The sequence below is a fragment of the Kineosporia succinea genome (genome assembly GCF_030811555.1).
GTDB lineage: Bacteria > Actinomycetota > Actinomycetes > Actinomycetales > Kineosporiaceae > Kineosporia > Kineosporia succinea.
On record NZ_JAUSQZ010000001.1, the window covers coordinates 3,492,599 to 3,510,439 of the forward strand.

18 protein-coding genes are annotated in these 17,841 nt (G+C 66.9%); 12 read left to right on the forward strand and 6 right to left on the reverse strand.

Features of this window, described 5'->3' with window-relative positions; genetic code table 11:
- The first annotated feature begins 65 nt into the window (after positions 1–65).
- The 3 genes from J2S57_RS15335 (at position 66) to J2S57_RS15345 (ending at position 1,799) form a co-directional block, all read left to right on the forward strand.
- Entirely contained in the window at positions 66–866 is an 801-nt protein-coding gene (locus J2S57_RS15335; RefSeq protein WP_307243192.1) for a hypothetical protein, read from the forward strand.
- 4 nt (positions 867–870) lie between these two features.
- Positions 871–1,200, forward strand: a complete 330-nt coding sequence (locus tag J2S57_RS15340; protein WP_307243194.1) for a hypothetical protein — start codon at positions 871–873, stop codon at positions 1,198–1,200.
- Between the two features lie 194 nt (positions 1,201–1,394).
- On the forward strand, positions 1,395–1,799 hold the full coding sequence (locus J2S57_RS15345; protein WP_307243196.1) for a hypothetical protein: 405 nt from the start codon (positions 1,395–1,397) through the stop codon (positions 1,797–1,799).
- A 291-nt stretch (positions 1,800–2,090) separates the two neighbouring features.
- Here the strand turns inward: J2S57_RS15345 and J2S57_RS15350 are convergent, their stop codons facing one another.
- Positions 2,091–2,342, reverse strand: a complete 252-nt coding sequence (locus tag J2S57_RS15350) for a hypothetical protein (protein WP_307243198.1) — start codon at positions 2,340–2,342, stop codon at positions 2,091–2,093.
- Between the two features lie 250 nt (positions 2,343–2,592).
- On the opposite strand from J2S57_RS15350, the gene J2S57_RS15355 reads away from it, so the two are divergent.
- Entirely contained in the window at positions 2,593–3,042 is a 450-nt protein-coding gene (locus J2S57_RS15355) for a hypothetical protein (RefSeq protein ID WP_307243200.1), read from the forward strand.
- A gap of 47 nt (positions 3,043–3,089) precedes the next feature.
- Here the strand turns inward: J2S57_RS15355 and J2S57_RS15360 are convergent, their stop codons facing one another.
- Positions 3,090–3,935: a GntR family transcriptional regulator gene (locus J2S57_RS15360; protein WP_307243202.1), complete on the reverse strand. Its 846-nt coding sequence runs from the start codon at positions 3,933–3,935 to the stop codon at positions 3,090–3,092.
- 229 nt (positions 3,936–4,164) lie between these two features.
- On the opposite strand from J2S57_RS15360, the gene J2S57_RS35530 reads away from it, so the two are divergent.
- The 4 genes from J2S57_RS35530 (at position 4,165) to J2S57_RS15375 (ending at position 8,020) form a co-directional block, all read left to right on the forward strand.
- Complete coding sequence (locus J2S57_RS35530; RefSeq protein ID WP_442358340.1) at positions 4,165–4,542, forward strand: SCO3933 family regulatory protein; 378 nt, start codon at positions 4,165–4,167, stop codon at positions 4,540–4,542.
- Entirely contained in the window at positions 4,539–6,056 is a 1,518-nt protein-coding gene (locus J2S57_RS15365) for an FtsK/SpoIIIE domain-containing protein (protein ID WP_307243204.1), read from the forward strand. Before J2S57_RS35530 ends, J2S57_RS15365 begins: the two co-directional genes overlap by 4 nt.
- On the forward strand, positions 6,056–6,253 hold the full coding sequence (locus J2S57_RS15370; RefSeq protein ID WP_307243207.1) for a hypothetical protein: 198 nt from the start codon (positions 6,056–6,058) through the stop codon (positions 6,251–6,253). The genes J2S57_RS15365 and J2S57_RS15370 overlap by 1 nt, the downstream gene beginning before the upstream one ends.
- Before the next feature lie 309 nt (positions 6,254–6,562).
- A complete protein-coding gene (locus J2S57_RS15375) occupies positions 6,563–8,020 on the forward strand; it encodes a replication initiator (protein WP_307243209.1) in 1,458 nt (485 codons plus the stop codon).
- A gap of 173 nt (positions 8,021–8,193) precedes the next feature.
- Here J2S57_RS15375 and J2S57_RS15380 read toward each other — a convergent pair whose 3' ends face one another.
- Both J2S57_RS15380 and J2S57_RS15385 read right to left on the reverse strand, forming a co-directional pair.
- Positions 8,194–9,618 carry an SNIPE associated domain-containing protein gene (locus J2S57_RS15380; protein ID WP_307243212.1) on the reverse strand — a complete coding sequence of 475 codons (1,425 nt, stop codon included), beginning with the start codon at positions 9,616–9,618 and terminating at the stop codon, positions 8,194–8,196.
- 406 nt (positions 9,619–10,024) lie between these two features.
- On the reverse strand, positions 10,025–11,698 hold the full coding sequence (locus tag J2S57_RS15385; RefSeq protein ID WP_307243214.1) for a recombinase family protein: 1,674 nt from the start codon (positions 11,696–11,698) through the stop codon (positions 10,025–10,027).
- Between the two features lie 53 nt (positions 11,699–11,751).
- On the opposite strand from J2S57_RS15385, the gene J2S57_RS15390 reads away from it, so the two are divergent.
- The 3 genes from J2S57_RS15390 (at position 11,752) to J2S57_RS15400 (ending at position 13,823) form a co-directional block, all read left to right on the forward strand.
- Positions 11,752–11,904 carry a hypothetical protein gene (locus J2S57_RS15390; RefSeq protein ID WP_307243216.1) on the forward strand — a complete coding sequence of 51 codons (153 nt, stop codon included), beginning with the start codon at positions 11,752–11,754 and terminating at the stop codon, positions 11,902–11,904.
- A gap of 49 nt (positions 11,905–11,953) precedes the next feature.
- Entirely contained in the window at positions 11,954–12,808 is an 855-nt protein-coding gene (locus J2S57_RS15395) for a DUF72 domain-containing protein (RefSeq protein ID WP_307243217.1), read from the forward strand.
- 91 nt (positions 12,809–12,899) lie between these two features.
- Entirely contained in the window at positions 12,900–13,823 is a 924-nt protein-coding gene (locus J2S57_RS15400) for a hypothetical protein (RefSeq protein WP_307243220.1), read from the forward strand.
- 97 nt (positions 13,824–13,920) lie between these two features.
- On the opposite strand, the gene manA is transcribed toward J2S57_RS15400, so the two are convergent.
- Both manA and J2S57_RS15410 read right to left on the reverse strand, forming a co-directional pair.
- The gene (gene manA / locus J2S57_RS15405) at positions 13,921–15,165 is read right to left on the reverse strand and encodes a mannose-6-phosphate isomerase, class I (RefSeq protein ID WP_307243223.1); all 1,245 of its coding nucleotides are present in this window, start codon (positions 15,163–15,165) and stop codon (positions 13,921–13,923) included.
- Positions 15,166–15,769: 604 nt separating this feature from the next.
- Positions 15,770–16,558 carry an alpha/beta fold hydrolase gene (locus J2S57_RS15410; RefSeq protein ID WP_307243225.1) on the reverse strand — a complete coding sequence of 263 codons (789 nt, stop codon included), beginning with the start codon at positions 16,556–16,558 and terminating at the stop codon, positions 15,770–15,772.
- Positions 16,559–16,821: 263 nt separating this feature from the next.
- Here J2S57_RS15410 and trpS point away from each other — a divergent pair, with 263 nt between their 5' ends.
- Positions 16,822–17,841, forward strand: a complete 1,020-nt coding sequence (gene trpS, locus J2S57_RS15415) for a tryptophan--tRNA ligase (RefSeq protein WP_307243227.1) — start codon at positions 16,822–16,824, stop codon at positions 17,839–17,841.

A 17,841-nucleotide genomic window follows, 5' to 3' on the forward strand; every position in this document is an offset into this window, starting at 1 on the left:
GGACGCGTTCTGGCTGCTATCCGCTTACCGGCTCCCCAGGTTGACTGATCGTCATCGGATCGGTCTTGGCATTTGCCCGTGGCAACTCGATCGGGCTTGAACATGGGGGAAAGACGATGGCGGTCAAGCCCACGGTGGTCGGGTACCAACGAGCGCTGGAGGGGCCGGAATCGGCAGACGTCATCCGGGGCCGGCATCTGATTGCGGCCTTCGCTGCGCAGGAGAGCTACACGCTCAGCGAGATTTTCGAGGAGAGCGACCCGACCCAACCCAGCGCGGCACTGTCGGCCTTGCTCGACGTGGTGCACCGGCTGGAGCTGCGAGTGGTGATCGTCCCCAACGTCTTTCATCTGGGACGCACCGCGTGGACGCAGCAGGCGACACGTCGCCAAATCGAACGGGCAGGTGCCCGGGTGGATGTAGCGGAGTCCGTACCCTCCGACGGAGAGCGTCCCACGGGGGGATGCCCACCGAACACGGATGTCCAGTCTCCTGCTCGGGTACCTGCCACACCAACAAGGCGACAGCCGCGTCCGCGACTGGTCCGGCGCGTCCCTCCTGTTGCTCGTAGCGTCTGGACGGGGCGGATGGACGTGGTGCTCTCCGATCTGCGTGATGTCGCCGTGGGCGCCCTCTCGCTGGTGGTCCGCCTCGATCACGTGTTCATCTGGCAGGGTTCCCGGCTGTTGGCAGTCCTCGATCGGGACCACCTGCGGAACTGGCTGCGCCGGCCGCTGCGGGCCTTCGCTCAGGACGACGTCACGCTGTCGCGTACGCAGCGCGGGCGCCTGCATCTGCTGGTCGACGGGTCCACGGCCCGGCTGTTCAGCCGCGAGACCGTTCAGCAACTCGCCGGGCTGGTCTGACGGCATGAAGCTCTTCGAGAGAACTCCCGTGCAGGCTGACTTCGTTCTCAACCGGGAGACGCTGCGTACGGCTCTCCGCCTACGGGGCCTGTCGCTGGTCCATGTCGGCGAGCACCGGGCGAATCCCGAGACGCTGACCGTCTACCTGCATGGGCCCGCCGGTGACTGGGCGAACGGCCGGGCTCTGCTGGTGATCGCGGAGGTGCCGGGCGTCGTCGCGGCCATGGAGTCCGTGTCCGCGCCCACGATCATCCTGGTCCGCGTTGCTCGGCGCGAAGCCGCGGACCAGGAGCTGACCAGTGCTCGCAGCACGGGAGGCGATGCCTCCAACTGATCTGAAGGGGCCTGGTCGCCCTCATTCCTGGGGAGGGCAAGGGCGACCAGGCTGGGAACGCTGTCACGTCCCGGTGTCAGATGGTATCGGGGCGTAAGCACCTAATGCGCATTTGGGCCCCTTCGGGGCGTGTCTGCGTTTGGGTGCATGCCCGGATGCCGTGAGCAGCATGGCGCGGTGATCGGGAGAAGAGATTGGTTCCAGAGTCGGAAAATGGCTCCCCTGAGGACAGTTTTGAGCGGCAAGACCAGGCTCACCGGAAGTTCGCGGAAGCTGCTTGGTTCGCGTTGGCGGATGAGCTGGTCCGTAATCGCTCGCTCGACGATGGCGACGAGCTGATGGTGCCGTGGCAATCTGTCGCGCCCGGGGACGTCCAGGCGCTGATGGGCACCTATCGGCAGGCGCGGCGGGCCGTTGAGCGGCTGAAGGACGCTTTGGACGGGCTCGGCATGAAGGAGGAGCTCCCCGGGCTGGCGGCATCGGTCGATTCGAGTGGGGCGGCCGTTGTGAAGCTGGGGGCTGTGTCGCTGGGCACGGCGGCACGTCTGGAGCAGATCTTGCGCTCGACGCCTCCGCCGGCGGATCGGTATGCGGCATGACGCGAGCATCCGGCAGTTGGTGTTATTGCTGCACTATCCGCGGTCTGGCCGTCGCGACGTGACCGGCGTCCGCGCCGCACGCGCGGCGCGGACGGCCCCGGACCGCGCCAGCGGTCCGGCTTGATGAAGTAAGGGCAACTTTCTACAGTTTTACGTTCGCCCCGTGCATGCGAGGCCCATCTCGATTTGACGAACACAAGCAAAGCGCAGAGTCGAGACTGGATCCGCCGATGTACCGGGTCGCGGATATCGGCCGCTGCGTGCCTCTTCGATCGGGATGCTGCGGCTACTTCAACGTCGCCGAAACAATGGGTACGCCTGCGGTCGGCCCTTGCTGTCAGAGCCGACAGTCCATTGCTGGAGGAACCAGCCGCAGCTCTCGACGGCCTCGATCATCTCCGCCCACCCGGGAATCGACCCGGACATCGTGTGATGCGTCATCGGCGTGTTCAACATCGGTGTGAAGACGGTTCTGCCCTCGTCGATGGCGCGTTGCGCCTCGATGAGGAGACTGTTCGCCTTGGCGTCTTTGATCCAACCCATAGATGGACGGTAGCGATCGGGGCAACCCGTCACTCGCTGTTTGGCGAATCTCATTCGCGGAATCGGTGTCCCGAACTGTCGGCCAAGTGGGTGCCGTGGGCAGACCAGGCGTCCGAGAATCAGCGATTCGGGCGATCACGGAATGCCCGCGCAACTGCGTCGGATCCGGCAGGGTGACTGAATGTCTTGGGAATGGCTCGCACCTGCCAGCAGCGTTGCAAGCACTGCAGTAGGTGGCTTGATCGGGGTCTTGGGCACGCTCGGCGCCGCGCGTCACCAGAGCAAGCGTGAACGCGAAGTGCGTCGAGAGGAGCGTCGCGAAACGGCACTGGACGAGAAGAGGGCCATCTACGGGCGTGTCCTCAACGCTGACTTTGCTATTCAGGCGACCGCTTTTGAACCGCACGGCAAGCAGAGTCTGCGATCACCCGAACTGGTCCGCGAATTCTGGGAGGCAGCGGCTGTGGCCGAACTGGCTGGGTCACAGGAAGTGCAATCGGCTCTGGCTGCCTACGGACAGGCGGTACTTCGCTCGCTGCCCTCTGACGTCGATCCTCAGGTCATGGCTGTGTCGGTGCAGGCCACCCTTCACGAAGTGCCTGCGGCGCGGCAGGCTGCGATCTCGGCGATGCGGGCAGATCTAAGCCTCACGCCGTTGAGCGAAGAGCGTTGGCGATGGTGGTACCGACAGAGCAAGTAGTAGAAGGGGTGCGGTTCTCCGGCCCGCGAAGCAGATCGCTGCTGGGCCTAACCGGGGTGGTTGATCAGCGTGATTCGGTCGGCGGGGATTCGGGTCTCTTCGATCAGTAAGGCCCGTCCATCCCGGTCGCGAGTGAGTCGGACATGGATGATGAGGGGGGTTCCTTCGGGAATGTCGAGTGTGGCGACATCGTCGGGGCGGGGCATCTCGGCACGGGTGCGGTCGATCCAGGTGAGCTCATGGCCCGCATCGGCGAACGCCTGATAGAGCTCGCTCGGGAGTCGGAACGGGTCGTCGTCCAGGCGAAGGTCATCAACGATGACAAATGGAAGCCAGGTGCGATGCATGACCTGCGCTCCACTGGCATGTAGGAGTTGACGTTCGAGTACGAAAACCGGCTCCGTGGCAGGGATGGCGAGCGCCCCGGCGTAGGTGCCGGCGTCCGTTCGGTAGCGGGAAGGTGTCTCGACGTCGGCCCAACCTTCGGCGTCCCAGGTTCGAAAGCGCGGCCCGTCGTCCCCTTCGCTCCGATTGATGGTGGGATCGAGTTCGAGGCTGCTTCCGGCTGCGATTGAACGGATTTCGCGCACTCGGGACGCTCGACCGTGTTCGGTGGTGACGAGGCCGGCCGCGCGGAGAGCCGCGATAGCGTGGCGAACGGTGATCCGCGATACGCCGAACTCGGCGATCATCGCGGTCTCACTCGGGATCGGTTCGCCGGGAGGAAGGTCGCCGTTCTCAATGCGCTCTCTGAGGGTAAGGGCGATCTGCTCGTAGCGGGGAAGCCTGGCGCGTAGTGCGCGGCTGGTGCGGTCCGGCGCACCATGTGGAGCTGCCTGGATTTTGGGCATCGAGACATCAGTGGCGTCGTCGTGCGTGGGCGGCTTGCCCATCGGCTGTGCCCCTTCCCTGCTGCGATCTAAGGCGTCGCGCCTGATCGGCCTTGGTGTCTCAGCCCCGCCATCGATGGCTTGTCCGGCTGCGTCGGGTGGTGTCCGGCGATGCTCGGCTCATCTACTCGTCATCATAAGTAGTTGACTCCTGGCCCGTCCACGGCGTCTACTGATCACCGCACTCATCATAACGAGTTGATGAGTGTCTCGCGGGAGGCAGGTGGTCTTGATGAGGACGATTCCGGTGGACGTCTCGGCGTTCGAGGCGTGGTTGTGCGTGATGCTCCCCGAACCGAGGGTGGCCAATTCGGACACGGGGGAGCTGCGGAAGGATCGGGAGACTGGGCAGACGATGTACTCGGTCGGGGTCTGCGCGATCCAGGGCCGCAACTCCTCGGTGATTCAGGTGACGGTCGTCGGGGAACCGCAGGGGCTGACGCTTGGGGCCCCGGTTCGGGTGCTCGACCTGCAGGCGACACCGTGGGATCGGGATGGTCGTTCCGGGGTGGCCTGGCGGGCTGGCGGTCTGGCTCCGCTTCAGGCTCCGACGGGTGGCCGGCCTGCCGCGAGTGCCCCGGCTGCTGCGGGTAGGGGTGAGGCCCGATGAGATCGCTTCTGCTGAAAGCCGTTGGTGTGCTGGCGGTCATCTGGGCCTTCGGCCGGGTCTCGCATGTCATGTCGTCGGTCTTCGGGGCGGCGGCGCCGGTCGCTTGGCTCGTCCTGCTGGTCATCCTCGTGGTCGTGTGGCGTTTCTCGATCCGGTTGCGGGCGGCTCGTCCGTGGTCCTGGTGGCCGGTGTTCGGGGCGCCCACAGCGGTGTTCTGGATGCTGCGGACCTGGGCGGCGGCGTGTGAGGAGCTGGGGTTGTCGGTTCCGGCGGCTCGCTCGGGGCGGTTCGGGCTGGTCAACGGGCCGGCCGGTGGTCTCGTCGTCAAGGGATCGCCGCTGAAAGTCGTTGCTCCGCGTCGGATCGGTCTGCGGATACGCGAGAACGGGCTGGAGCTTCGGGTCCGGTTGGCGCCAGGACAGACTCCGGCCCAGTTTGAGCGGGCGGCCGAAGGGCTGGCGCATGCCTGGCGGGTCCACCGAGTCCGGGTCGAGGCGGTCCGGCCTGGCTTCGTGACGCTTGTCGGGCTTGGCTTCGATCCGTTGCGCCTTCCCAAGCCTCGCCGGGAGTTCGCAGAACCTCACCCGATGGCTGAGCTGCCGAACAGCACAGAGGACGGGCAGGAACGCGCCGAGTACTCGACGGATCTGGTGATGCCGACGATGCTCGAGGCGACGCCGGGGGATCTGTCGGTGAACGTGGGCATTCGGGAAGACAGCATGCCCTGGCTGCTAGATCTGATGCGCCGTCCGCACTACCTGGTGTGCGGGGCGACTCGCTCGGGCAAGTCGACGCTCACGGTCCGGTTCATCGCTGAATTGTCCCGTAGGCCGGTCGGTCTGGTTGGTATCGATGCCAAGAACGGGATGGAGCTGTCCCCGTTCGGTCCGCGGCTGTCCGCGTTGGCGGTCAACCGGACCGAAGCGGTGGCGGCGATTGAAGGGCTGCTCGGGGTCCTGGAACTGCGGTCGATGACCTGTCGTGATTACGGGGCCCGGTCGATCTGGGAGTTGCCGGCCTCAGTGCGGCCCTGGCCGATCGTCGTGGTCGTCGATGAGGTTGCCGAACTCATGCTCGCGGCCGACAAGCCCGGCAAGGAGGAAGCGGTCCGCTGCATCCAGGGCCTGATCCGCCTGGGCCAACTCGGCGCGGCACTCGGCATCCACCTATGGGTTTCCGGGCAGCGGTTCGGTTCGGATCTCGGCCCGGGAGCGACGCTCCTGCGTGCGCAGCTCGCTGGCCGTGTCTGCCACCGGGTGGCCGATGCCGAGACGGCGGGGATGACGCTGGCGGGTCTGCCGGCCGAATCGGTGATCGAGGCGCAGAAGATCCCCGCCGACCTGGCCGGGGTCGCGGTGGCCGGGGATGACTCGGGCGCTTGGCACCTGGTCCGCAGTGATCCCCTCGACATCACCGAAGCGGCGGCTCTGGCGGCTCAGTACGCGAGTCTGCGCCTGGATCTGCCCGAGGTTGAAGGCGGCGTGCAGCGGGTTCGGCTCGGGGGTGGCTGGTAGTGGACCTTCCCACCCTCGGGTTCCTGGTCTTCGGTGCGGTCTTGTGGGCGGTCTGGCGAGCGGGGGAGCTGCGCGGCTTCCAAGTCCTGGCTGCCGCGCTGGTCGGCTTCTTCCTGGCGAGTTCCGCTGTCGCGCCGACCGTGTCGGACGCCGTTCAAACCATCTTCGACTGGATCGGCACCTGGAGCATCCAATGAGCCCCCCCAGCCGGGCCGTTCCGGCTTCGCAGACATCGATTGCCGAGCCTGTAGGGGGATCGGAGAGACCTCGATTCCCAGCTGGGATCGCTCGTGCAAGGGCGAGTCAAGCAGGCAGCGGCGGTGCCGACGGTGCAGGGGTACCGGCCTGGTCTGAGCCTATTTTGCTTAATAACAACAACTTTCGGGAGGACGTCGTGACGACTCAATCATTCGGGACCGGCTCGTCCGCAGCAGGAAACGTGCTCCGGACGGGCCGGGTGCCCCGGCGGCAGACAGAGGCAGAACGTATGACGGATAGGTGGTCGGATGGCGAAACATACTGGCGACGGCGGAATAACAAAGAATCAGGGACGGCAACTCACGCTCGGGCTGGGCCTGACCCCTGAACTGGCCGAACTGATCGAGCAAGTCAATCGCCCCGATCATCGTGCCTGGCTGGACCAGGTGCGACGAATCGGAGGCTGCGCTCATCCGCTCCACATGCGCGGCTCCACGCGCATCGTCGACAAGACCACCGGGCGCGTTGACCAGGAGTTCAGCAGCCGTGATGCCCCTGACGGCGTGATCCTGGTCCGCTGCCGCAACCGGCGGGCCGCTGTCTGTCCCTCCTGTGCTCGGATCTACCAGGGCGATCTCTTCCAGCTCGTCAAAGCGGGGTTGGCTGGCGGTAAGGGCGTCCCCGAATCGGTCGGCTCCCATCCACGGGTCTTCGTCACGCTCACCGCGCCTTCCTTCGGCGCAGTCCACAGTTCTCGCCTTGCCGGCCGTCAGCGGGCTCGGCGCGGGGGTCATCGAGACGGCCGTGGGGTCTGCCATCCCCGGCGTGGTCCGGAATGCGAGCACGGCCACCCAACTTCATGTTTCGCCCGACACGCTGACGGCGACCCTCACGTGGGAACCCCATTGTGCGCCGACTGTTACGACTATGAGGCTGCGGTCATCTGGCAAGCCAACGTCGGACGCCTCTGGGAACGGTTCTGCATCTACCTGCCCCGGCATCTCGCCCGCCACTCCGGCGTCGCCGTTGCCCTGGTGCGCGAGTCCCTGCGGCTCTCCTACGTGAAGGTGGTCGAATTTCAGCGGCGTGGTCTGGTCCATCTCCATGCCGTGATCCGCCTCGACGGACGAACCGAAAGTCTCTCGGAGTTGCTGCCCGCACCGACCTGGGCGACCGCGCCGGCGCTTAAAGAAGCTGTTCAGTCCGCCGCCGGCGCGGTGCGGATCACCCAGGACGCCGGCCCGGCTGGATCGTGGTCGCTTCGTTGGGGTCCTCAGGTGGATGTGCGCGATATCGGCGAACACCTCGAACGCGGGGAGAGCATCGCCAAAATCGCTGCCTACGTGGCTAAATACGCTTCCAAGGGGAGCGAGGAGACTGGCTGGAATCCGGAGAGCTGGACCCAGACTCCTCGCGGACGACATGCCACGACGATGGTGCACACCGCTTGGGCACTGGCGGAGCTGCCCAAGCTGGATCACCTGAGGCTCCGCAAGTGGGGCAAGGAACTCGGCTACCGGGGCCACGTGTCGTCGAAGTCGCGCCGATACTCCACCACTCTCGGGGAGCTTCGTTCAGCGCGCGGGGTCTATCGGCGGCAGGCTTCCGCCGATCCCGACAAGCGATGGGCTCCCGACGTTGTCGTGCGATCGTCCTGGCAACTCGTCGGCCACGGATACAACGAGGGGCAGGCTCTGCTTGCGGGTGATGTGGCCCGGGACATGAGGCACAGTCGTGAAGCGGCCCGCGGTGAGCGCAACCCGTGAGCGACCGTCATCGTCTCCACTCCGAGAACCCCGAGTCTTTGCCCTTCGCTGGGAAGCCGATCGAGCGCGAAACAGCCTTGAGAAGCTTCGCGTTGATCGCGGCCGGCGAAGTGGCCCGGCTGGCCCGGGTCGGTCGCTTGCGATCTCGACCGCCCGAACTCTGAGGAGCTCCGTCAGACTGTGACGTGCTGCCGCGTTGACTCGCTCTGCCTGAACTCGATGGCCTCCGGCGTCTCCTCGAAGGTCAGCAGGTTGCCAGTTAACTGCAAGAGCCTGTCGCGTACCTCCGTTGGTGTGGCGTAGAAGAACTCTCTCCGTAGGTTGACCTGATTCACTCGCCGATCCGCGAAGAAGGAGTGCAGGGATCCTTCGATACCGACGGCGTCGTCCGCGAAAAACACTGCGTGCACATCGAATCTGAACGGCACGGATGCGTCGCCGAGTTCACGTACACGGTCCATGGGGTCGAGTCGCCGGGTCATGCCGATCTTCACGACCTTCGGACCGAAGGCACCGATATTGCTGATCACGTAAACGTATCCGGCCCGAATGTTCGCGGCGCGGTAGTCGACGCTCTCGATGGCTGTGCCGATCTCCGTCAACTGGTCTCGCAGCTTCTGCACGGCGGCGGTGTCACCGTTCTGCTCCAGCCGGGACAGGGCATTTTGATAGTGCTGCTGTTCCTTGATCAGCCGCGCACGCTCACGCTCGATCTCCTCCTGGACCTTGCGCTCCTCACGCAGTCGCGCTTTCTCTTCCTTGTCACGTTCCTTTTCCTCGGCGACCTTCTCGATGTAGGCAGCAGTGAGTTCCAGCTCCTTGACTCGTAACTGGTGATATTGGGCCGAGATCCGGATCTGCATCGTCTTGCCCAGACGCTCGATGGTGGCCATCACCTTCGTGAGGCGCTCCACGGAAGAATCGAGCTTGTAGGGCTTGAGACTTCGGACCAGGTTGTCGGCCTCGGCGTTGTAGGCCCGGAGCATCAGTTTGGAGGCCTCGCCGATCATCTTGCGTCCCTGAGCCTCCGAGTCGTTGAGGATCCAGCCGACGGCTCCGGACACGGCACCGCCGTCCTTCAACGTCATCGCCTTCACCCGGTCTCGCAGGCGCGAGAGTTCGCTCCGGTAGGAGACGGCGTCGTCCAACGGATGGCGGTACTTGTAGACACCGACCTCTTGAAGGAGGGTCAGCTCCTCAGTCTCGACGATCCGCTCCTGGAGAGACGCGAGTTGTTCCCGAGACGCTGCGAGGCTCTCCGTGGCCGTCTGAAGATCCTTTTTGCTCAGGTCGAGCTGATACTGAATCTCGCTCTGGGCTTCGGCGAAACGCTGTGCAATCTCTGATCTCAGAGTCCGGCGGCGCTCTTCCAGGTCGATGATGTCCATGGCTCCGAGACGGATCAGATGCTCTCGGAGCAGTTCGGCTTGACGATGTGTGTTCTCCAGATTCTCCTCAAGGTCGGAAACCCGATCCTGCAATTGGGTATTCAGGGAACGGAGCTGCGCGTCCTGTTCCTGTAGGTCGGCCAGCGCGGTCTGTAGTTCGCGCGCACGTTGCCGGGCACCAAGGAACGGAATGGGCTGCTGCGGAGGCACGGAACGTCTGACTCGGTGTGGTTCGCTCGTGGGGAATCCCGAGACGGGGGCTGCTTGCACGGGAACGGGCAGCTCTTGCTCAACGGCTCCGGCTCCTGGATAGACAGGGCCCGCGGTTGCCTGCTGATCAGGGCGAGTATGCCTGGCTCTACGCGACGCGGATGGTAGATCGTCATCGATCCAGTAGGACCAGCCCGATGGGTCAGGTCCCCAGGCCGGGTCTGGTAGCCAATCTCTGGGCGGCGTCCATCCGGGCGGCGGCGGTGGCCAATTCGGTGGAGGGTTGAAACGGAGAGTCAATACGGCTCCTTGAGTCGAAGAACTATCCTCTCGACCTGCCTCCGCCCGGGGATGTGGATTAAAGCAAGTAGGGCCGACCTCCCGAATCTTGCCTCGGGTGAAAGTCCTATCCCACGTTCACATGTTTCTGTTGCTGCCACTCACGGAGGTAGGCGGCCGTGCAGACCTTGCATCGCGCCTTCATCTTCCGATGCGGACCGTAGACCGTGAAGGCATCGCGGGGTTTCCACTCCTGGCACTTCATGCATGTCCGGCCTTGGCTGAAGTCCAGGTCGGGTGGTTCGGCGCGTGGGACGCTTCGCTCGCCTTCCCAAACGGACCGAGCGATCATGCGTGGGTGGCTGCGGAACGGGTAGACGTAGACGCCTTGCAGAACTTGCTCCAGTAGCACGCTCATCGTGGAGGGGTCTGTCTCGTCCCAGCTCTGTAGCAGGCGCTCGAAGCTCTCCGTGGGAACCTGGACCTGGTCGTCTTGGCACTTCAGGTCCGCGAGAACAAGCCTTAGGCGCTCCATTTCCCTTTTGATCAGCCGCATCTCGTCAGAGACGTCAGCGGCCTCGAATGCGCCGGTGGATACAGCGCGAACGAGGTTCTCTCTACGGCGCTCCTCGGTCAGGAGTTGACCCTCGACGACATCGCGATTGGCGCTGGCGTCCTGACTCTTCATCCGTTCGGACACAAGCGCATCGAAGGATTCGCCGTATTCGCCAGCCAGGGACCTCAACCATTCCTTGACGAACTCGGTGGCCTCGCTATTGCTCACGCTGACATGCACCGGGCACGAGGCACCATCCTTCGTGAGTTGGGAGCAGCAGACCCACCTCGATCGCTCGAGCCGGTAAATCATCCGTTTCCCGCACCCGGCGCACCGCAGATGCCCACTGAGATGCTGCCGTGGATTCCGTGAGCGCTTCGGCTTCAGCGCCTGGACTCGGCGCCGCTCCCGGTAGGAGAGCCACAGGTCCTCAGAGATGATCGGATCCCAACTGCCTGGCAGGAACGCGGGCCGCTCGTCCGTGGTGATGCCGAGCTCGTCCATCCGCTCCTCGGAGAAGAAGCTCTCCGGCTTGTTCAACACGATCAGGCCGGCAGCAAAGCCGCTGTTCAAATAGTTCCGTAGAGCGCTCTCGGACATGGGGTTGCCCAACAGGCTCCGCACATCTCGGTCTCGCAGATGAAGGACGAGCGCGTGCATCGACTTTCCGTCGCGGTACATCTCGTAGCACTCACGGAAGATCGGCCCGGTGACCGGATCGATCGTGTAGCGCTTGGCAGGCTTGTCGTAGAGGTATCCCAATCGAGGGCCACCGTGCGGGGGCAGTCCCTTGGCGATCATCGCCCGTCGGGCGTCGCGCCAGGATTCGCCAATCTGGTCGGACTGGAACTCGGCGATAGCGAGCATCTGGGTCACGCTGAAGCGGCCGGCAGGAGTGCTGGCGTCGATGGGCTCAGTGGATGATTCGAGCCGTCCTCCGGCCTGTTTCAGCTCGGCGATGCACCGCAGCGACTCGACCAGGTTGCGGCCCCACCGCGACCAGCGCCAAACCACAACGGTGTTCGCCTCGCCGTCGCGAACCCGGTCGATCAGAGGCTGGATCTTCCGCTTGGTGAACGTCCGCCCGGAGAGGTCGAGGTCCATCACCGGCTCGCCGACGACCTCGTACCCCTCGCGGCGACAGTGCGAAAGACACTGCTCGATCTGGACTTCCGGTGAGATCGACTCTTCCTTGTACGTCGACTGCCGGACGTAGATCAGAGCCTTACGCGGTATGCGAGCCATACGACCACCCCCAATGTCTGATTTTAATACATTGGGTAGATTAACGACGGCTCTTGGACACCGGCGCCGGGTGGCGCATCGACTACGCCATCGCCTCGCCGGGCCTGGCGGCGCTCGCCACGACGGCTGAGGTCGATCTGGCACCGACCTACGCCGAGCGCTGGAGTGACCACTCGCCGGTGGTCGTGGACTTCGACCTGGGCTGATCGCGGAGACGACGTCCGGCGCTCGCGGGCGCGAGCCTAGAATGAGCCGATGTCGAAGCGTCTGTACGTGGGATGTGCGATGTGGACGCACAAGGCCTGGACCGGCCGGGTGGCCCCGAAGAACGCGCACGAGCGGCTGCGTTTCTATGCCGGCTGGTGCAACGCCGTCGAGGGCAACACCACGTTCTACGCCACGCCCACCCGCGAGACCGTGCAGTCGTGGGCCGGGCAGACCGGTGAGGACTTCCGGTTCGTGGTCAAGTTGCCCAAGGTGATCACGCACGAGCGACGCTTCCAGGGCATCGACGCCGACCTGAGTCAGTTTCTGCACGTCATCGAGCCGCTCGGGTCTCGGGTGCGGGCGCTCTGGATCCAGCTGCCGGGGTCGTTCGCGCCCGTCGACCTGCCCGCGCTCGAGGGGGTGCTGGCCAGGCTTCCCGACGAGCACCGCTACGCCGTGGAGGTACGGCACCCCCTGTTCTTCACCGACGGTCCCGAGGCGCGGCAGCTCGAGAAGATCTGTGGGGCAACGGGAACCGAGTGGGTGCCTTTCGACACCACCGCGTTCTTCGCGAAACCGCCGACCAGTGACGCGGAGCGGGAAGCCTGGGAGCGTAAACCGCGTCTGCCCAGGCGGGATCGGGCTCTGACCGAACAGCCGGTCGTCCGGTACCTGGGGCGTGACTCGAACGCCGAGACCGAGGCGGGCTGGCAGCACTGGGTGGACGTGGTGGCCGGGTGGGTGCGGGAGGGCCGGACCCCGACGTTCTTCCTGCACACCCCCGACAATGTCGATGCCCCCGCGCTGGCCCGGCGTTTCCACGACGAGGTGCGCACCCGCGTCCCCGATCTGGAACCGCTGCCCCGGCCGGAGGAGCCTCAGGAGCCGGGCACGTTGTTCTGACCACCACAACGGGCGTCACCCGAAAGAGCGAATAGCGTCACTCCGCTCACGTGACGCTCATGAGCCGCGGCCATCGACCGATCAATCTGGCGTGAGATCGAGACCCAGCCTGCCCCAGCAGGCCCGCCACGAGGCCGCCACGCGCCTCGTCGGCCTGGGTCTCTACCGCGAGGCCCAGAATCTGCTCAACCCCGACGACCTGGACGACGCCGAGCTGGGCATGCGTATCGCCCTGCTCGCGGGTGACCCGCGCGCGGGGGCGAAATTCCTCGGCCGTCGGATGATGGCGTCCAAGGCCCGCCCGGGCGAGATCGAGCTGATGCGCGGCTGCGTGACCATGGTCTCCGGCCGCGCCGAGGGGCTGGGCACGGCCCGCCTCGGGCTCGAGAAGCTCGGCGAACCGGCCGTGGACGACTGGGCCGTGTTCGCGGCGGCCTCGGCCCCGCACGATCTGGACGCCGCCGCCGAGGCGGCCTCGAAGGCGTCCGACCGCACCGACATCGCCGTGCTGGCGGTGATCGCCGCGGCCCGCGCGGCCGGCGGCGACGTGCACGGCGCCCACACCCTGCTCGAGGCCGCGGCCTGGAGCGGTGTCGGCGACGACCCCCGTCAGCGCGCGGTCGAGCTGCTCAAGGGGCACGGGCACGAGGGCGCGGTGGCCGAGCTCGACACGGTGCGGTTCCAGAAGCGGTCGCTGGGCGAGTCGTGGACCCGCCGGATGGACAGCTGGCGCCGCCGCCGCAACGACCGGGACCTGCGCTGCCGGTGCTCGGCCAGCCCGGTCTACGTGGGCGAGAGCTCGCGCTACTACGTGAACTGGCACCTCGAGCTGCTCGAGCACGTCGAGGTGGGCAAGCCCCCGGCCACCGGATCGGTCAAGGAGGCCCCCGTGTGGCGCGTGCTGTTCTGCGCGCGCAGCGGCGTTCGCTACCTCGACCGGGCCTCGATCCCGGTGTCGGTGCGGATCGGCGCGTTCAGCGAGCCGATGCAGCTCAGCTTCGAGGAGAGCGTCTAACGCCTGCGGCCGTACCTTCCGCGCAGGTAGGTCACGGAGGCGAGGACCCCGACCACGAGGATCAGGACGAGGACCTCGCGCCAGCTCAGTGACAGCATCAGTGCGCCAGGCCGGGAGCGGCCCGGAACACCTCTCCCTCGCCGGTGAGCGTGATGGGGCCGGCCGACGCGGTGACGAAGGCCGACTGCCCGGGCTCGACGGTGACCGAGACACCGTCGGACGTGACCGTGACCGAGCCCTTGGTGCCGAGCACGATCTGCGGGCCGCTCACGCTCGCGTCGGCCACCACCGGCGCGCCCTCGGCGACCGTGACGCGGCTGAGCTGGAAGTCGGTGACCGGCGGACGCCAGACGACCTGCTCGTCGCTGAGCTGACCGAGGTTCGCGTCTCCGGAGGCCAGCGGCCGGCTGTCGATCACGTCGAGCAGCTCCGGGACGTTGATCTCCTTGCTGGTCAGACCGCAGCGCAGGACGTTGTCGGAGCCGGCCATGATCTCCACGCCGAGACCGCTGAGGTACGCGTGGGGCACTCCGGCGGCGACGAACACGGTCTGACCGGGGGCCAGGCGCACCAGGTCGAGCAGCAGCGGCGCGAGCACCATCGGGTCGGCCGGGTGCAGGCCGATCAGGCGGTCGAGCCAGCCGAACACCTCGGGGTAGTCGGGGCTGCCCTCGGCGGCCAGACGGCTACTGCCGGCGGCGATCTCGGCGACGAGCGCGGCCCGGTCCTCCACCGGCCAGGTGATCAGCAGTTCCAGACCGGCGTGGAGCCGGGACTCGTCACCACCGGGGGCCTGCAGCACCTCGATCAGGCGCTCGAGCCGCGGGGCGCGCAGCCGGCTGAGCAGCATCGCGACCTGGGCCGGCGGGCGGAAACCGAAGAGGGCCTCGATCGGCTCGAGCGCGTAGAGCATCTCGGGCTTGTGGAACGGGTCGACGTAGGGCGACGCGGGACCCGGCGTGTACTTCGCCCGGGCGCGCTCGGAGGTGGGGTGCACCTGCACCGACAGCGGCCGGGCGATGGCCAGGATCTTGAACAGGTAGGGCAGGCGGGCGCCGAAGCGCTCCAGCACCTCGCGGCCGAGCACCTGCTCGCCGAAGCGCTCGATCGCCTCGGGCAGCGAGAGTTCCTGGCCGTCGGGCAGGACCAGCACGGAGGGCGCGGACGGGTGGGTGCCCATCCACAGCTCGGCCTCCGGGCCACCGCTGGGCGTGCGGCTCTGCAGCAGCGCGAGTGCCGACGGGGAACCCCAGTCGTAGTCACGGATCGCATTGCGCATCGCGGTCACCGCCGGAACCGCGGTGAGGGTGTGCTCGTTAGCCGAAGCGGTCCAGGCCGTCATGAGGCGCAGCCTACCTGCCCGCATGCCCGGTTCCGGCCGAGAAAGGTGTACTGGCCCCAGGTCCCGGCGAACGTCACCCGGTTGCGACGGGGTGATCACGGAGAGCTTCCGGGCGGTCGGAGCGGGGTGACGGGCCCCTCGCGCTCATCGGCACGAGCACCGGACACCCGCTATACCTCGTGGGTATAGGGGGGTGTGTTGTGCTCCAGCCCATGAGGATCCGAGCAGGTCGCAAAGACCCGAGTGGCCGACGCGGACGCGGTGGGTTCAGGGGACGCGGTGGGTTCAGGGGACGCGGTGGGTTCAGGGGACGTGGTGGGTTCAGGGGACGTGGTGGGTTCAGGGGACGTGGTGGGTTCAGGGGACGTGGTGGGTTCAGGGGACGTGGTGGGTTCAGGGGACGTGGTGGGTTCAGGGGACGTGGTGGGTTCAGGGGACGTGGTGGGTTCAGGGGACGCGGTGGGGTCAGGGGACGCGGTGGGTTCAGGGGACGCGGTGGGGTCCAAGGGGCGCGGGTGGTTCACGAGACGCGAGTAGCTCACGATGGCCGGAGCAGCGCCTCAGAGCCCGAGCGGCGGAGAAGACGTGACGTCGCGGGCGACGGTCAGCCCAGTACGGCCGGCTCGGAGTCGGCCGCCAGCATCAGCAGGTCGTCGGCGATCCGCCCGGGCTCGCTGGTGAGCAGGCGCGAGCCCTTGCCGTAGTACCAGCTGACCCGCGCCCGGGGCAGCCCGCCGAGCGCCTCGGCGATGCCGGTGCGGGTGGCGGTGCCCCCGCCGTCCGGGTCGGCCACGCCGTCGGGCGGCACCACCGGGCACAGCACCGTGGGTACGCCGACCAACGGGAACAGGGCCCGGGGCTCGCCCAGGAAGACCGAGTGCGCGATCGAGCGGCGGCGGGCGACGATCGGGTCGTGGCCCGGAAGGCCGAGTTCGGTGTCCGGGTGGGCGCTGGTCCAGAAGCGCTCGAACGTGGGGTAGCGCCAGGCCGGGCGGGTCCAGCCGCCGTCGATCAGGCAGAGCCCGGTGATGCCGTCGCGGCGGGCGGCCAGCGACAGGGCCACGTTCGCGCCCCAGCCGTGCCCGGCGACGATCGGGGTACGGGAACCCGTGTAGCCCAGTTGGTCGAGCAGGGTGGACAGGTCGTCGGCGCAGGTGTCGGTGTCGTAGCCGGAGCCCGGGGACTCGGAACGGCCGTGCCCGCGCAGGTCGACGGCGGCGATCTCGTGCCCGGCCTCGACCAGCCGCCCGGCCACCTGCCCCCACACCGAGGAGTCCGACGACTCACCGTGCACCAGCAGGAACGGACGCAGCGGGGCCTCGATCCGGGCCACCGCGAGGGCCGGTCCGTCGAGCAGCTGAACCGTCTGGACCTCGCCCTGTTCGACCGGCATGCCGCCCCCTCGTCCTTCGTGCAGAAGTCGCCGAATGTGACTCGACGACCGTAGATGATCCGAGACCCGCCCGCCCGGTGAGGACACGCGTCCCCAGGTGCCCTTTCACGAACGCCGATGAGGGACGCGTGGAGCGGCGCACCGGGGAGGGAAGAGTTCGCGCGGGACCCCGGGTGCCGGGGACGGACGCGACCGGGCGCGCCCATGGACAGCGGGACGCACCCGCGACCGGCCTCCCGGGAGAAGGTGCCAGAATGAGGGCCATGCCTGAACCTGGTCCCGCGCGCCCCCGGCTGCTGTCCGGCATGCAGCCGACGTCCGACTCCCTGCACCTGGGCAACTACATCGGCGCGCTGGTCAACTGGGTCGAGCTGCAGGAGCAGTTCGACGCCTACTTCTTCATCGCCGACCTGCACACGATCACGATGGGGCACGACCCGAAGGCCCTGCGCGCGCGCTCGCACCGCTACATCGCGCAGTACCTGGCCGCGGGTATCGACCCGTCGAAGTCCGTGCTGTTCGCGCAGAGCCACGTGCCGGAGCACCCACGCCTGTCCTGGGTGCTGGAGTGCCTGACCGGGTTCGGCGAGGCCGGCCGGATGACCCAGTTCAAGGACAAGTCGAGCAAGGAGGGCACCGAGGGCGCGACCGTCGGGCTCTTCACCTACCCGATCCTGCAGGCGGCCGACATCCTGCTCTACCGGCCCGCCCTGGTGCCGGTCGGCGAAGACCAGCGTCAGCACCTCGAGCTCACCCGCGACCTGGCCCAGCGCTTCAACAAGCGATTCGGCAAGACCTTCCGGGTGCCTGAGGCCCACATCGTCAAGGCCACCGCCAAGATCCTCGACCTGCAGCACCCCGAGAAGAAGATGAGCGGCAGCATCGGCGGTCCCGGCTGCCTGTGGCTGCTCGACGACCCGAAGGTCTCGGCCAAGAAGATCCGCTCGGCCGTCACCGACACCGGCCGCGACATCGTCTTCGACCCGGAGAACAAGCCCGGTGTCGCGAACCTGCTCACCATCCTCTCGGTGCTGGGCCACGAGCCGGTCGAGGCGCTGGAGGCGAAGTTCGTGGGCGCGGGCTACGGCGACCTGAAGAAGGAGGTCGCGGCCGCGTACGAGGAGTTCGCCGGTCCGATCGCCGAGAAGGCCAACGCCCTGATCGCCGATCCGGACACGCTCGACGACATCCTCGCCGACGGCGCCGCCAAGGCTCAGGAGACGACCGCACGGGTGCTCGCCGAGGTCTACGACCGGGTCGGGTTCCTGCCTCCCAAGCGGTGA